Below are 13,921 nucleotides of genomic sequence, written 5' to 3'. Positions count from 1 at the left end.
AAGGTGGAGTTAAACATGTATGTAAACCTGTATAAACGTTTGTTCGATCTCTTCTTTTCAATTTGTCTATTAATACTGTTTTCTCCTGTCATGATGGCGGTAGCGATTGTAGTTAAACTTACACTAGGTAGTCCCATTTTGTTTAGGCAAAAACGACCAGGGCTGCAGGGGCAACCATTTGAAATCTATAAGTTTAGGACGATGACGAATGGGACGGATGAAGCGGGACAGTTAGTATCTGATGAGAAGAGAGTAACAAAGATCGGTCAGCTCCTCAGGAAATATAGTGTAGATGAATTACCACAGCTGATCAATGTAATAAAGGGAGAAATGAGTCTAATAGGCCCCAGACCCTTAATGATGGAGTACCTTCCTTTATATAACTCGTTTCAAAAACGTCGGCATGAAATGAAGCCTGGATTGACAGGGTGGGCACAGGTGAATGGTCGAAATGCCATTTCATGGGATCAAAAATTTAAGCTGGATGTTTGGTATGTAGATCATTGCTCCTTGTATCTTGACCTAAAAATTATGATGTTCACGCTAAAAAAAGTAGTATCAACTAGAGATGTTCAATCACCTGGACATGTCAATATGCCCTTTTTTACAGGGAATAACGAAGACGATCGTAAACAAAATACACCCATATTTCTATCACCACCTGATATGGGAGAGGTGGAAAGGAATCTTTTAATAGAAGCGTTTGATTCCAATTGGATTGCCCCATTAGGTCCACATGTTGATTTGTTTGAAAAGGAATTTGCAGAGATGATTGGTAGTAAGGGAGCTGTGGCAACCAGTTCTGGAACAGCCGCACTGCATCTTGCTTTAAGATTGCTAGATGTAGGTCCTGGAGATCTTGTATTCTGTTCTTCGCTAACGTTTGTAGCCAGTGCAAATCCAATTTTGTATCAGGGAGCTGAGCCTATTTTTATTGATTCAGATCGAGATACTTGGAATATGTGCCCACAAGCACTAAGGAAAGCATTTGAGATCTGTATGGGTCAATATGGAAAACTACCTAAGGCTGTCATTGTCGTCAATTTATATGGACAATGTGCCAAGTACGATGAAATCAAAGAGATTTGCGACTACTATCACGTTCCAATCATTGAAGATGCAGCAGAATCTTTAGGTGCTACGTATAAGGGAAAGCCAAGTGGAACATTTGGGGAGTTTGGCGTATTCTCCTTTAACGGTAATAAAATTATTACTACCTCAGGTGGAGGAATGCTGGTATCAGAGAACCTAGAAGCACTAAAAAAGGCAAGATATCTAGCTTCTCAGGCACGTCTTCCTGCCGTTCATTATCAGCATGAGGAGGTAGGGTATAACTATCGATTAAGTAATTTGCTTGCTGCTGTAGGGAGAGGTCAACTAACGAAACTTAGCCAAAAGGTTCAGAAAAAAAGAGAGATTTTTAACACGTATTGTAATGAATTATCCATGTTTCAAGGTATCGAATTTATGCCAGAAATGACAGATGCCTACTCAACAAAATGGCTGACATGTATGATCATCGATCAAAAGCTAACCAAGATTAATCGCAACTTAATCTTAGAAGCTATGCAAAAACAAAATATTGAGGCTAGACCGGTCTGGAAGCCATTGCATCTACAACCGGTATACAAAAACAAACCTTTTATTACCATTCAGGAGAATGGTAGTGTAGCCGAGCATTTATTTAAAAACGGAATTTGCTTACCGTCAGGAACAAGTTTAACCACTATAGAACAAAAGCGGGTCATTCATGTTATAAAGTCAGCCTTAGGCCAAAACCAAAGTGAGGTGACTTAAATGCATTACGTACTGTCTAGTAAAAACAAAGAGAAATGGCAGAAAGAATTGAAAGACTGTGGAGTAACAGACCTATATTTTGAACTGGATTATTGTCTATTATATACACAATTAGGTGACGGAGAACCCTATCTATTTGTATATGAACAGGCTGGAGAAAAGATTGTATATCCTTTTTTAAAACGAGAACTTTCATCACTTCCGTTTGTAGACAAGAATGAAAAGTACTTTGATATAATAACTCCTTACGGATATGGAGGTCCTCTTGGTAGTCTATCAAAGGAAATGGTTGAAGGTTTTAGAAAAGCCTTTGAAGAATACTGTAAACAAGAAAAGATCATAACAGAATTTGTACGTTTTAACCCATTAATCCAAAACCAAGTACACCACGAAACATGTATGGAGGTACTCCATATTAGAGATACTGTTTATATTGACCTTGAACAAAATGAAGACCACTTTTTTAAGAACTTACACAAAAATCATCGCAGAAATACTGTAAAAGCAATAAAGAATGGTTTAACAACGAGAATCCTACAAGGAACAGATGCTGTAGCGGAAATACCCACCTTTTTAGAACTCTACTATCAAACGATGGACAAAAATAATGCCTCAGAATACTACTACTTTCCTTCCAATTACTTTCACCAGCTTTTTAAGCATTTTCCAAACAACTCAATGATTACAATAGTATATAACCAAGAAACGCCCATTGCTGCAGCCATCTTTTTTTATCAAGGCGAATTTCTCCACTACCATTTAGGCGGCTCAAATCAGGACTATATGTACCTCGGGGCGAATAACCTATTATTCTATCAGGCTACTCTTTGGGGTATGAAGCAGCGATTCAAGAAACTCCACTTAGGTGGAGGCTATAGCGGAGACGACTCCTTATTTCAATACAAAAAGAGGTTCAATTCACAAGGGATCTTAGACTTTTATATTGGAAAAAAGATTCATAACGAAGAAAAGTATAACAACCTCATTACTAGCTGGAAAGAATATTATGCCAAGAAAGAATACAACCCAAATTTCTTCCCTGTCTACCGTCAACAGTAGGGACGAGGGGACAGGTACCTTGTCCCAAAGCTCTTGCTTCAAACTAAATAGCGATCTTGTCATTCTGACTTCAAGATCGCTATGTTATGGTAGTATCCACTGTAAGGTGAGCATATTATTGGGCAAAAGATTAAATAGAGCCCTCTTAGCGAGTAACTGTACTTCTAGATAGTTATAGTCTTTCAAGGTGGGACAAGGTGTGAGCTGACCTCTTGTCCCTTAGAGAATAGTTGAGAGTACGGATAACATCCCTGTGAACAAAACAGGTGGAAGGGTAAGTAGTTTAATAAATCTGTTACAAACCTCTAATTCTATGCCTTCATTAGTTGGTACTACTGAAAAGAAGGGACTGCTCATCAATTTAGTATACAGTGCTTTTGTCCATAAATTGATAAACAGGAAGAATAAGATCCATATGACCCATTTCAACCAAAAGGGAAGGATATATATGGCGGTACAAGTTAAAAGCATAAGTTGAAGATAGGTAAAGAATAAACCTCGATCTCGGAGAAATCCTTTTAAAATCAACTCTAATAGTCCGTTTTGTTGACTCCTCTCTTTAAAAATACGTCCTGATTTTCTCCATAAGAGGATTGGCTTTTTAAAGGTACTAGAAGGTGCCTTTTCTACTTCAGCTGAAAAATTAATAATAAGTCTGACATACTTCGTTTTTTCATATTCTTCAATTTCAATTTCTCTTAAAAACCAATGATTGTTCTTAATTATGTAGGTTAAATGTGAAACAACAACGACTACAATACAAATGGAACTAACGTATTGGTTAGGGAATAAGGCACCAAGAGTGGCTCCCACAAAGAGAAGGAATAGAATACTCCATTTAATTAATCGGTGATCTATTATTTTATTAACCGTTAAAAAAGTAAGGGAGAATGCTAAAAGATACAGTGCTAGGTTCATGAGATCTTCAAATGAATAGTAGTATACTTTTAACATGACGGGTGTGACCATAAATACCAAGACTAGCGAGTTTATGGTTTTCAGCACAAATGTATAAAAAAACCCCAGAATTTTTAAAGTATGAATCGTTTTTTTTCTTTGTATTAAGAACAACAAGTCAGCTTTCAGAAGATAGGTTCTAAAGTTACCCATTGTTGACACCAATAAAACAGGAAGTAAGATCAAGAGAATTGGGAAATCCGGATGCCAATACAGATCAACATTTCTCCAAAGGTCTATATAAAAGAGAGTACCAAAAACAATAGAAGGAATGGCGATATATAATAAAACGCTCCAATCTAATACAGAATGGAAAATATGCCATTGATCTTTCCATTCTCTTACTAGTCGTCTGAAGAAAAGCTGTTTAGCTGACATATATGTCCCTCTCTGTACATACATCAAAACAGTCAAATAAAGAGCCATCTTCAAGTCCACTATCCACTCTTATTTCATCCAGTGTACCTTGTAAAACTAACTGTCCATTTGACAGTAGTACAAATCGGTCACAGACCTTTTCGGCAGTATCAAGAACATGAGTAGACATTAAGATTCCTGCTCCTCTATCTTGTTCACGCTTCAGTAAGTCTAATAATCGTTTCGTCGCTTTCGGATCAAGTCCCATAAAAGGTTCATCAATAATATACAAATCAGGTTTCTTTAAGAATGCGAGAATCAGCATACACTTTTGCTGCATTCCTTTTGAAAAGCTTTCTGGAAATTGGTGAATAACATGAGACAACTGAAAAATCTTTAGTAGTTCCTCTGCTTGTTGTTGAAGGTCTTTTTCGTTAAGTGCCAACGTTGAAAACAGAAACTCAATATGCTCCCATAACGTTAGACGATCATAGAAAATGGGTCGCTCCGGAATATAGGCAAAATCTTGTGCATGAATGGTTCCTTTTACATGTTTCATGATACCTAATATCGTTTTAATTGTAGTACTTTTTCCAGCACCGTTTGGTCCAATTAACCCAACCAATTCTCCTCGGCGAACCGAAAAATGTATATGCTTAATGACGGAGCTTGCTTGTTGATATCCAGCCTCCTTAATCCTTACATCTAAAAGCAATTCTCTTTCCCCCTTTAAAAAGATATACCTTACTACTAATAACTTTCAGTTCGGATTATAAGTCGAGTTCACTGTCCCTAGATTGTGTTACCTGGGACAAGGTGCCTGTCCCCATGTCCCAAAATTTTTGTTTTTCGTCGACTGTTATATAGATTTTGCTAATCTTCTTTTTGATTCCGAATATATAATGCGCTTCTACCGGGCGATGCAGAACTAGTTCAAAGTCTGGTTCGTTGTCTTCTTCAATCAGTTCAGGAAGTGTTGCGAAAAATGCGTGTTTTTCTTTACCTCTTATACTCTTAGCAGTACTTGTCTTCTCGAAGCTTTTGATTTCTTCAATTGGCACCTCTATTGATCTTCTCACACCAATGACGATATTCATTACATTATCTTTAATAGATATGGGTGATAGCTTGGCAGCTCGGTAATCGGCTATTAAGTATAGGACTGTATATAAATCTAAGCCTGTCAGGATCCATGCGAGAAGGTGACTTTTTTGAGCAATTAAGAAATGGACACCAATCATTTCTATGACTAAAGCATGTACAAGCATGATGATAAAAGCTAAATATCCGGTATTTTTGTGATAACTGAAAAGGTGATTAGCTTCTTTTTCTTTTTGCTTCCAACTGAAAAGGCTATAGTAGATCACGGATAGATCTGTTGTTAGGATCGCTCCAATCTTTTTGTTTTGAAAAGTTTCCTCAAAAGATTTACGAAGAGAAAGTGTAAACTGAGGATAGTCGCGTTTTTTATCTTTAAACGTTCGTATAAGGATAGGGAATTTTCTAATAGCCAATATCAACAAATACAACTCAAACAAGATAAATAGAGCTTCGAATCCGTAAAGGATATACATAACTGGCTTTATTTCTTCAAAGAGATGATTAGGTATTAAAAAGTAAGCCACCCAAAAACCAATAATGACAACAGGTAGTATATGAATAATAGAATGATTTTTTCTTAAAATGAGGAAGTAAAAAGCTAAAGGCAAACAGATTGCTAAATCAATCACGGTTACAATGGCCAATTCGGTGGTAACCGGACTATATAAAGTTGCATTCATTAAAAAATAATTAGCTAGTAAGACCAAAGATGTAAACAGGATGAATAGTAAATAGTTATTTCTTCTTTTGATATCCATTAACATAGGATCAACCTCCATAGTTACATTTTACCAATAAATAACAAATCATAACTTGATCAAATGTAACAGTTAGGTGAACTTTTATGTCGGTCACAGAAGTGGGACAAGGTACCTGTCCCCATGGTCCAAAAAAAAAAGAGATAGGATTATGTAATCCGATCTCTTTTTCTCTATTACCAATTTATAATGTAGTTACTGTTAGTGGATGGAGTGGTCCAGATATTATTACTGCCTGGCTCCCAGTTCATACTACCGTTAGATTTAACGATCACGGCTTTAAATTCGTTGTATCTTCCTGCGGCAATGGTTCCTGTGCCTCTCCATACTTGGTTGGTGCTGTCCCATGAAAGCTTAATCATCTTTCCATCTGAACTGTTCCACATTCCGGTTTCCCAACGATTACCTGTCACATACACTGTATCTCCGTTAACAGTAGGTGCATAACGAACTGTAAACTCAACGTTAATAGGCTTTACTACTAAAATATCCCTAAAACGATCCATTTCAGCAGTTTTGCTACCGTCTGCATTCACAATGTTTGCTAGTCTTAGTAAGGTAAAGCCACTAAATCCTTCATTAAATAGATGCTGCGCGGCATTTTGATATCTAGATATACTATATCCGGCATCAGAGCTTGAAATGGCAAGAGCATTTTCTCCATTTAATACAATTCCTCTTTGTGTAGCTAGGTTGGCAATTTGTGTGACGAGTGATTTTGGTGCCGAGTAATAAGGACTTGTATAGGCACTATTATCATCCATCTCTAAGCAAGTAAAGGTTAAATCTAAGTTACTTGTCTTGAATTGATCTAAGATTGTAGCATAGTTATAGTAACCAGCTGAGTACTCTGCAGATCGAGGCATATATGGATCATTCATCTTCCAATGAATTCCTGCGATTTTTGCTCCGATCGGTACTCCAAAAGTAGAACCAAAGTTGGTTTGTGCTGCTTGTGCAATTAATGCTAAGTGCTTGACTAGCACTCCTTGGTACCATGCCATGAAATCTTTTCCGTATTGCTTATTATAAGCGGCCCCACTAGTGAAGAAATTGTCTCCATCTGTTGGAGGAGATACACTACTCCATGAGGTTAAATTGGTTTGCCAAGCGGTATTTAAACTGCTTAATGTTCCGTATTTTGTTTGCATCGCATTACGAAAATCATTCTTTGCTGTTTCTGTATATGCTTGTAGCTTTCCTCTATTAGGATAGTTAAAACCATCTGCTGAAACATACGATGGAAAACGAAGCTCTCCTGCTGGTCCACCACTTAAGTAGATTTTCACAATAATGTCCTTATAGTCGGCAAAGTTCTGAGCAAAAGATCGATAAAGCTCGTTATATTGTGTACTAATCACTCCAGATGCCCATGGACTGAGTGTTTCTCTATTCACATATCCCGTTTCCGATTTATGAGTTAATAAGTCTTGTGTTCCTTTGCTCCACACCCACGAAGGAAGTGGAATATTACAATCATCCCCAACATTTCCCCCACATTGATGTGTGGAAAGAATGGGTACCCATTTTAAGCCTGAGTTTCTCACGACTTGAGCATATTGTCTATAATAGGACCAGTTGAACGTATTATCTCCTGCTGACTCAACATCTCCCCACCAAACATCTGTCGTTAAAGCATATACACCATTATTCTTCAGTGTTGCCAGCTGATTAGCAAACGCTGTCCAATCGGTTATTTTTGTTAAAGGCGCCATGACATATGCTTTATAATTTGACTCAATGTCAGCAGATGCAGGTGTGGCAAAAATACTAGTAGCAATCAACAATATAATAGCTAGTCTAATACTCATGTGTTTCAAAAATGTTTTCATGTAATCTCTCCCTAATTAGTTTATGCAAACGCTTGCATTAATAATATCATACAAAAAAATACATTATGTGTATTTTCTGATAAGTCTGTAAAAATAGGTAAATAAGCACTACTAAACTTACATTTTCACCCAGATTTTTTCAGCCTATGTAAAATGAGAAGGAAGAGTACAAGACTGTCCCATTAATACAAAAAAACCGCCCATTCTAAGAGAATGGGTAGGTTTTTATAAGAGTCAAATTTAATTAAATATATTAGAAGATTTAACTTACTCAGGAATCAACACTGCATCGATCACATGGATGACTCCATTAGAAGCTGAAATGTCAGCTTTAACAATGGTAGAATCATTAACTTTTGCAGTTTCGCCAAGAGAGATTTTAATCTTCTGGCCATTTATCGTTCGTAACAACATTCCATCCTCTAAATCAGAGGCATTTATTCTTCCAGGTACAACATGATATAACAGAATACTAGCTAAATCTGGATTTGTAAGTAATTGTTCTGGAGTAACATTTAACGCTTCCAAAAGATTTGCAAATGCTGCATCTGTAGGTGCGAAGACGGTAAACTGACGCTTCCCATCTAATACCCCACCCAATTCTGCTTGTTGAAGTGCAGCTAGTAGAATTGTAAACTCTGGGTTATCTGCACTTGCCGTACTTACAACTGTATCCGTAATAGTCGGACCTCTTTTTGCGCCATTTCCTTGTGCTAGTACACCTGATGAGAGAGACATGACCATAACAAAGACCATCATGACAATAATACCTTTTACTTTCATTTTAACCTCTCCTTTATCATAAAGTTATACATTACTTACACAATAAATATACAAATAATTAGGAATTTTGTATATGTTTTTAAATTTACAAAAAACGACATGCCATCTTATGCAATGTGGTGCGTCATTATAGAAGTTTAATAATCTTCTAATGAATAATCCATTGAATGCTAAGTTGAACCTATTTTTTAAATGAAAAAGGCTGTTAGGTAATAAAGGTTATTTTTAAACAGTAAAGTTATATTAAATGTAAACAAGGGTATAATTAATTGATTCCACTACAACTAAAATGAAGATAAAACTGTTTAAAATCCCTGCTATTTTGTAGTCTACCGATCTGGAGCTTTTTCGGTAGAACATTTGGCAAATAGGTATATAATCCTAATAAAATGACTGTCGTTTAAAAAGAATGGAGATGTTTCATTATGGAATTTAATCCGTCAGAATTAGAGGTAAAAGAAGTCTATAAGCTATTAAGTGGTTCTGTTGTGCCTAGACCGATTGCATGGGTTTCCACTATATCAGACTCGGGAGTTTTAAACCTTGCACCTTATAGCTTTTTTACAGTGGTATCTAGAAACCCACCTATGCTATGCATATCAGTTGGGCCTGGAGTAGGGGAAAGAGAAGGGACGGAGAAGGATACATTAGTCAATATCCGGACCCAAAAGGAGTTTGTCATAAACGTAGTACCTACCTTCTTAGGGAATGAAATGGAAAAGAGTGCAGAAAATGTACCAACTACCGTTAATGAATTTGAACTAGCAGGAGTTACGCCCATCGACAGTAGTGTTGTAAAACCCAAAAGGGTAAAAGAAGCTCCCATCCAAATGGAGTGCCAGCTAGAACAGATTATTGAGTTAGGTAGTGATCATTTAATCATTGGGAGAATGGTCAGATACCACATAGAAGAAGACTACTATTTAGGTAACTACAAAGTGAATTTAGATAAACTTCAGCCGCTAGGAAGATTAGCGGGGAATTATAGTGAAAATAAGGACTTTTTCTATTTGCCAAGAGATCGTAAATAGGAAAGTCGATATGTATATTGAACCTTTGGAATAGAATAGAAAATCACCTATGACACATTGGTCTAGGTGATTTTTTTTGTGCTATTTGCAGTCTTAACCTCAAGAAAACAGCAAGGAATTCCAATGTTTGGTTACAATCATCGGGCTACTCGCTGATAAAAACTAAATTCAATTTTGGGACAAGGTACCTGTCCCCCTGTCCCATCTAAGAATATGGGACAAGGTACCCCACCTTAAAAGCCAGCTAGTTTTTTCGCATACATCATATTTTTGAAACGAGTTAGATAAAATAATCCTTTTTCTTTAGCAAATAAGGCAATGTAGGGGTCTGGGTTTTGATGATTAATTTCGATAATATATATTTTGCGATTTGCTTCTAGTCCTAGATCGAAACCAATATTTCCAAAGTGATAGCCTTGTTCTTCAAGTAGCTGCAGACTTTGATTAGCAATGTGTAACATATTCCTTTTCACTTCATTGATCTCTTCATTGGATAGTTTCCAAATGGTTTGGAGGGTTAGTTCTGCTAATTCTGTGTGTCCTCCAGAGCTAATATTACTGACGATACTACCTTTTTTCCCAAATCGAGAGAATATGCCAATATTCTCCCACTTTCCTAGTTCGTTTTTAACCATAATCATCCGAAAATCAATGACTCTGTCTCCCTGTATCATTAAAGGAATGGCTTCTTGAATTAAATAGGCTTTAGGTATCAATTGTTCTTTAATAAACAATAGGAACTTCTCGTTACTTGTAAAATACTTAATTCTGTTTTTCTTTCTATAAGTATATTCCACAGCAATTTTTTGTGGAGCTTTTATAATTCTATAAATCTTTCTTCCTAACCGACCGTTAATTGGTTTTACATAGACATTGCCGTGCTTGATCACCATGTCTAATACATCCACAGGATCTTGATAACATATCGTATCTGGCAAGCTATGAGAAAGCTTAGGAGATAGGATGTTATGCATCTCCCATTTTGAAAAATGAGGGAAGTTAAACACACGAGGACCTAGGACTGAGAGTAAATGTTCCATTTTGCTTTGGAACAAGCTCCAATCAGAAGTAAGGCTTGCTTCGATAATTGATAGGATGGAAGAAGGATAGGGAAGGGTTGTAGTCCTCCACTTTTTTGAAGAAGGGTCATAAAGATATCCAGAGATCCTTCTGTCTTCCTCATTAATCCCACTAAGCGAGAACACCATAATCGCCCCACCTATTTTCTCATATCCTTTTACAAAGCTGGTATAGCTACGGAGTAATGGCTCCAACTTTTTATCCGTTACCTCCGCAAGAATCCCAATAAACGGCCCTATGACGAGAACCCCATTTTTAAAGCGAAGCTCATACTGACATGAAAGTGGAAGTTCTAAGGCTTGTTGTACATCATTTGAAATGGTGATTTGATTTCCTTCTATCTCATCAGAAATAACAACATCTACCTGTATACGGCTTACACCAAATTGAATGTCTTTGGGTACCTCTGTATCTTTCAATAAATGAACAGGGAATTTCACGGTACGAACTGTGTTGCTACATGAATGAATGGTATACATGATTTCGTCATCACCCTCTAGTCCTGATTGATTCCTGCCTTATTTTTAAATGTCGTTAATCTTAGTCTAATATCCCTAAAAATAGATATATGCCCTTACAACATTAGGTGCTTCTTAATAGGATAAAGAAACGTCAAAAAAGAGGGCGAGGATATTGTGAAAGAGCTTTTATTGCAAGATGTATTATCCGTTATAGAAGGGAAAGTCGTTCGTGGAAATCCAGCTCAGACCATTAAGAGTGTTGCCAGTTATGATGATCACGTTATTACAGACCATACGTTAGTATTTATTAAAAAAAAGAGAAAATCATTCCCATTACCTCAACATACTAATTCGGTAATCGTGGTTACCTCAAACCCAGCCAAGCTAAAGGGTGTGAAGGAGGACACAACCGTCGTAGTGGTTGAAAATGTTAAGAAAGCTTATTTTAACTTTGTGGATTACTATCGCAATCTTTTTACCCTTCCAGTCATTGGAGTGACAGGTACTTGCGGGAAAACGACAACAAAAGAAATGATATCGTGGATTTTATCTAAAGAACATAAAGTAGTAAGTACGATAAAAAGTAAGAATGGATTAAAACGAAATTTAGATTATTTAATGAATATGGATGAAACGACAGATCATGCAGTATTTGAAATGGGTGTATCAGGTCCCAATCAACTTCTTTACTCCGCCCATTACTTTAAGCCGCAGATTGGAATCATCACTACCATTGGAACCGATCACATTGAAGGCTTTAAAAGTCAGGATGCATATATTAGAGAAAAAGCCTCGATGATCTCTGCCGTCAAAAATGGTACCATGATTCTCAATAGTGATGATAAAATCTCAAAGGAGTTAGATTTAAAGTCATTTAAAGGAAATGTCGTCTATGTTGGAACAGATGCTTCGGCTCATTTTAGAGGTCATTCGATTTCCTTTAATCATGAAAAGGCTGGAATGGATTTTGTGCTCTCTTATAAGGGTGGAAATTATCCGTGTTTTGTACCTGGATATGGTTCTCACAATGTGTATAACGCATTAGCGGCTTTAGCTGCAACTTCATTAGTCGGTGTAAGCTTAAAAGAGGCGATTAATCGACTTCAAACATTTAAGCATATAGAAAGGCATCTTCAGTTTCATGATGGCTTCCGTGGGTCACTCATCATCGATGATACATGGAATACAAACCCAACATCCATTCAAGCTGCACTTGAAGTGTTAAGGGAAACGGCAAAGGGCAGAAAAAAGGTTGCCATCATAGGGGAAATTGAAGAACTTGGGCAATATTCGGTTGCGGAACATGAAAAGGTTGGAGAATTGGTGGTTAACTATGACGTAGATGTATTAATTACAATTGGTCATCAGAGTAAACCAGTTTGTCGTAAAGCCGTAGAAATGGGTATGGATCCATCAGCTGTTTATACGATCAATGACAAAAATTCTTTATTAAAGCTTCTACTACAAGTAATTGATTCGAATACGGCTGTCTTGTTTAAAACCTCGATGAGAAGATCCTTTAAGGATGTAATGAAAAAGCTAATCAAGTAAAAAAAGGTTGATTCTCTTAGAGGAATCAGCCTTTTTCTAGTAAATATCTTGCATATTCGATCGGTGTACGAAAAACCGCTTCCCAATCCTCATTAATAAGTTCTCCGTTCTTAAATATCCCGTCTGCGTAATCCGATATAAAGTTACACTCAATAAAATATGGTTTTCCTTCCTTCGTTACTCCAATGTCTAAACCCAAATCAGCAAGATGTGGAAAGTAGTTTGATAGATACTTACATAGATCAATGGAAAAGTCGCTTATTCTAGCTTGTAAAGTACCTAAGGGGATTGTAGGGTGAGATTGGGCTGCAATTTCTTCTAACGTATAAGTAGTTCCTCCTTGTGCACCGTTTGTAAGAAACTCCTGATTTTTTGCAACTTTACACATGATTCCTGATACTTGGAAATGTCCCTGTATATTCCTTTGGACAGCTACTCTCATATCAAAGGGATTGCCTTGAAAAGTAGCTAGAGGAATTAACTCCTGAATAATATACGTCTTTTTCGTTACACGCTTTTTTAATAGGGAAGGGATTTTTTTGTTGAAAAGAACTCTTTTTAAAGGTTCATCTTTCTTTGACTTATACGATAAACACCAATTCTCTTTATCGATTTTCTCCAGCTTCATTGCACCTTTTCCGAATTCTCCATAGCTTTTCTTTAAAATTAATGTTGAGTAGTTGGAGGCCATTTTATTTAAGGATTCAATGGTTAGAACTTCAGTTTCAGGTAAATGCTCCTTCAAATACGGATCCTGCTTAAGGATTTGATGAATTTTATATTTTTCTACATCGTAATTTGGCACATTAAATATTGTTTTCCCATCGTTTTGAAGGGATTTAATATGTGAACGAAAAGCGGGAAGGTGATCCAACACTCTTGAATAGATCACGCTAGGGCTAGGGATTTGTTTCCGTTGATACTCGTTTCCCTCTTTCACAAAAGCAGAAATCGTTTCCACTCCCGGTTGAATGTCAAAGAAGCGAAAATAACAAGGAATAAGCTGATGGCGTTTTGCCGTGTTTTCCCATATCGAAAACATGCTACGGTCATTGCTTGTTAAGACTGGCATCCTGTCATAGGTTGACTTCGGAATAATAATACCTAGATATTGTGGATTCACAAACATCTACTCCTTTCCCTTTCTATAGTCT

General features: G+C 36.8%; 11 protein-coding genes. 4 read left to right on the top strand and 7 right to left on the bottom strand.

The genetic code is table 11. The annotated features are described in order from the left end of the window. Positions 1 to 15: 15 nt before the first annotated feature. Both G4D63_RS17145 and G4D63_RS17140 read left to right on the top strand, forming a co-directional pair. Positions 16 to 1,797, top strand: coding sequence for an aminotransferase class I/II-fold pyridoxal phosphate-dependent enzyme (locus tag G4D63_RS17145; protein WP_163180985.1), 1,782 nt, complete (start codon positions 16 to 18; stop codon positions 1,795 to 1,797). Next, entirely contained in the window at positions 1,798 to 2,856 is a 1,059-nt protein-coding gene (locus G4D63_RS17140; RefSeq protein WP_163180983.1) for a lipid II:glycine glycyltransferase FemX, read from the top strand. It abuts the gene before it with no gap. A gap of 219 nt (positions 2,857 to 3,075) precedes the next feature. Here G4D63_RS17140 and G4D63_RS17135 read toward each other — a convergent pair whose 3' ends face one another. The 5 genes from G4D63_RS17135 to G4D63_RS17115 form a co-directional block, all read right to left on the bottom strand. Next, entirely contained in the window at positions 3,076 to 4,191 is a 1,116-nt protein-coding gene (locus tag G4D63_RS17135; protein WP_163180981.1) for an ABC transporter permease, read from the bottom strand. Continuing rightward, complete coding sequence (locus G4D63_RS17130) at positions 4,181 to 4,885, bottom strand: ABC transporter ATP-binding protein (protein WP_163180979.1); 705 nt, start codon at positions 4,883 to 4,885, stop codon at positions 4,181 to 4,183. Before G4D63_RS17130 ends, G4D63_RS17135 begins: the two co-directional genes overlap by 11 nt. Before the next feature lie 55 nt (positions 4,886 to 4,940). Next, on the bottom strand, positions 4,941 to 6,035 hold the full coding sequence (locus tag G4D63_RS17125) for a hypothetical protein (RefSeq protein WP_163180977.1): 1,095 nt from the start codon (positions 6,033 to 6,035) through the stop codon (positions 4,941 to 4,943). A gap of 170 nt (positions 6,036 to 6,205) precedes the next feature. Next, on the bottom strand, positions 6,206 to 7,861 hold the full coding sequence (locus tag G4D63_RS17120; protein ID WP_163180975.1) for a family 14 glycosylhydrolase: 1,656 nt from the start codon (positions 7,859 to 7,861) through the stop codon (positions 6,206 to 6,208). 267 nt (positions 7,862 to 8,128) lie between these two features. Beyond that, positions 8,129 to 8,644, bottom strand: coding sequence for a fasciclin domain-containing protein (locus tag G4D63_RS17115; RefSeq protein ID WP_163180973.1), 516 nt, complete (start codon positions 8,642 to 8,644; stop codon positions 8,129 to 8,131). Positions 8,645 to 9,069: 425 nt separating this feature from the next. Here G4D63_RS17115 and G4D63_RS17110 point away from each other — a divergent pair, with 425 nt between their 5' ends. After that, positions 9,070 to 9,675 (top strand): flavin reductase family protein, encoded by a 606-nt coding sequence (locus G4D63_RS17110; protein ID WP_163180971.1) that lies wholly within the window; start codon positions 9,070 to 9,072, stop codon positions 9,673 to 9,675. Between the two features lie 233 nt (positions 9,676 to 9,908). Here the strand turns inward: G4D63_RS17110 and G4D63_RS17105 are convergent, their stop codons facing one another. Next, the gene (locus G4D63_RS17105) at positions 9,909 to 11,234 is read right to left on the bottom strand and encodes a YheC/YheD family endospore coat-associated protein (protein ID WP_163180969.1); all 1,326 of its coding nucleotides are present in this window, start codon (positions 11,232 to 11,234) and stop codon (positions 9,909 to 9,911) included. 156 nt (positions 11,235 to 11,390) lie between these two features. Between G4D63_RS17105 and G4D63_RS17100 the strand changes: the two genes are divergently transcribed. After that, positions 11,391 to 12,767, top strand: coding sequence for a Mur ligase family protein (locus G4D63_RS17100; protein WP_163180967.1), 1,377 nt, complete (start codon positions 11,391 to 11,393; stop codon positions 12,765 to 12,767). A gap of 25 nt (positions 12,768 to 12,792) precedes the next feature. On the opposite strand, the gene G4D63_RS17095 is transcribed toward G4D63_RS17100, so the two are convergent. After that, positions 12,793 to 13,890 carry a YheC/YheD family protein gene (locus G4D63_RS17095; RefSeq protein WP_163180965.1) on the bottom strand — a complete coding sequence of 366 codons (1,098 nt, stop codon included), beginning with the start codon at positions 13,888 to 13,890 and terminating at the stop codon, positions 12,793 to 12,795. Positions 13,891 to 13,921 lie beyond the last annotated feature (31 nt).

Origin of the sequence: Bacillus mesophilus (genome assembly GCF_011008845.1) — a bacterium.
GTDB lineage: Bacteria > Bacillota > Bacilli > Bacillales > SA4 > Bacillus_BS > Bacillus_BS mesophilus.
This window is presented reverse-complemented; position numbering and strand designations above follow the sequence as displayed.

Excerpts from the sequence above, each read along its gene's own strand:
- G4D63_RS17145 (WP_163180985.1), top strand. The coding sequence starts at position 16 with ATGTATGTAAACCTGTATAAACGTTTGTTCGATCTCTTCTTTTCAATT.
- G4D63_RS17140 (WP_163180983.1), top strand. The coding sequence starts at position 1,798 with ATGCATTACGTACTGTCTAGTAAAAACAAAGAGAAATGGCAGAAAGAA.
- G4D63_RS17135 (WP_163180981.1), bottom strand. The coding sequence starts at position 4,191 with ATGTCAGCTAAACAGCTTTTCTTCAGACGACTAGTAAGAGAATGGAAA.
- G4D63_RS17125 (WP_163180977.1), bottom strand. The coding sequence starts at position 6,035 with ATGTTAATGGATATCAAAAGAAGAAATAACTATTTACTATTCATCCTG.
- G4D63_RS17120 (WP_163180975.1), bottom strand. The coding sequence starts at position 7,861 with ATGAAAACATTTTTGAAACACATGAGTATTAGACTAGCTATTATATTG.
- G4D63_RS17115 (WP_163180973.1), bottom strand. The coding sequence starts at position 8,644 with ATGAAAGTAAAAGGTATTATTGTCATGATGGTCTTTGTTATGGTCATG.
- G4D63_RS17110 (WP_163180971.1), top strand. The coding sequence starts at position 9,070 with ATGGAATTTAATCCGTCAGAATTAGAGGTAAAAGAAGTCTATAAGCTA.
- G4D63_RS17105 (WP_163180969.1), bottom strand. The coding sequence starts at position 11,234 with ATGTATACCATTCATTCATGTAGCAACACAGTTCGTACCGTGAAATTC.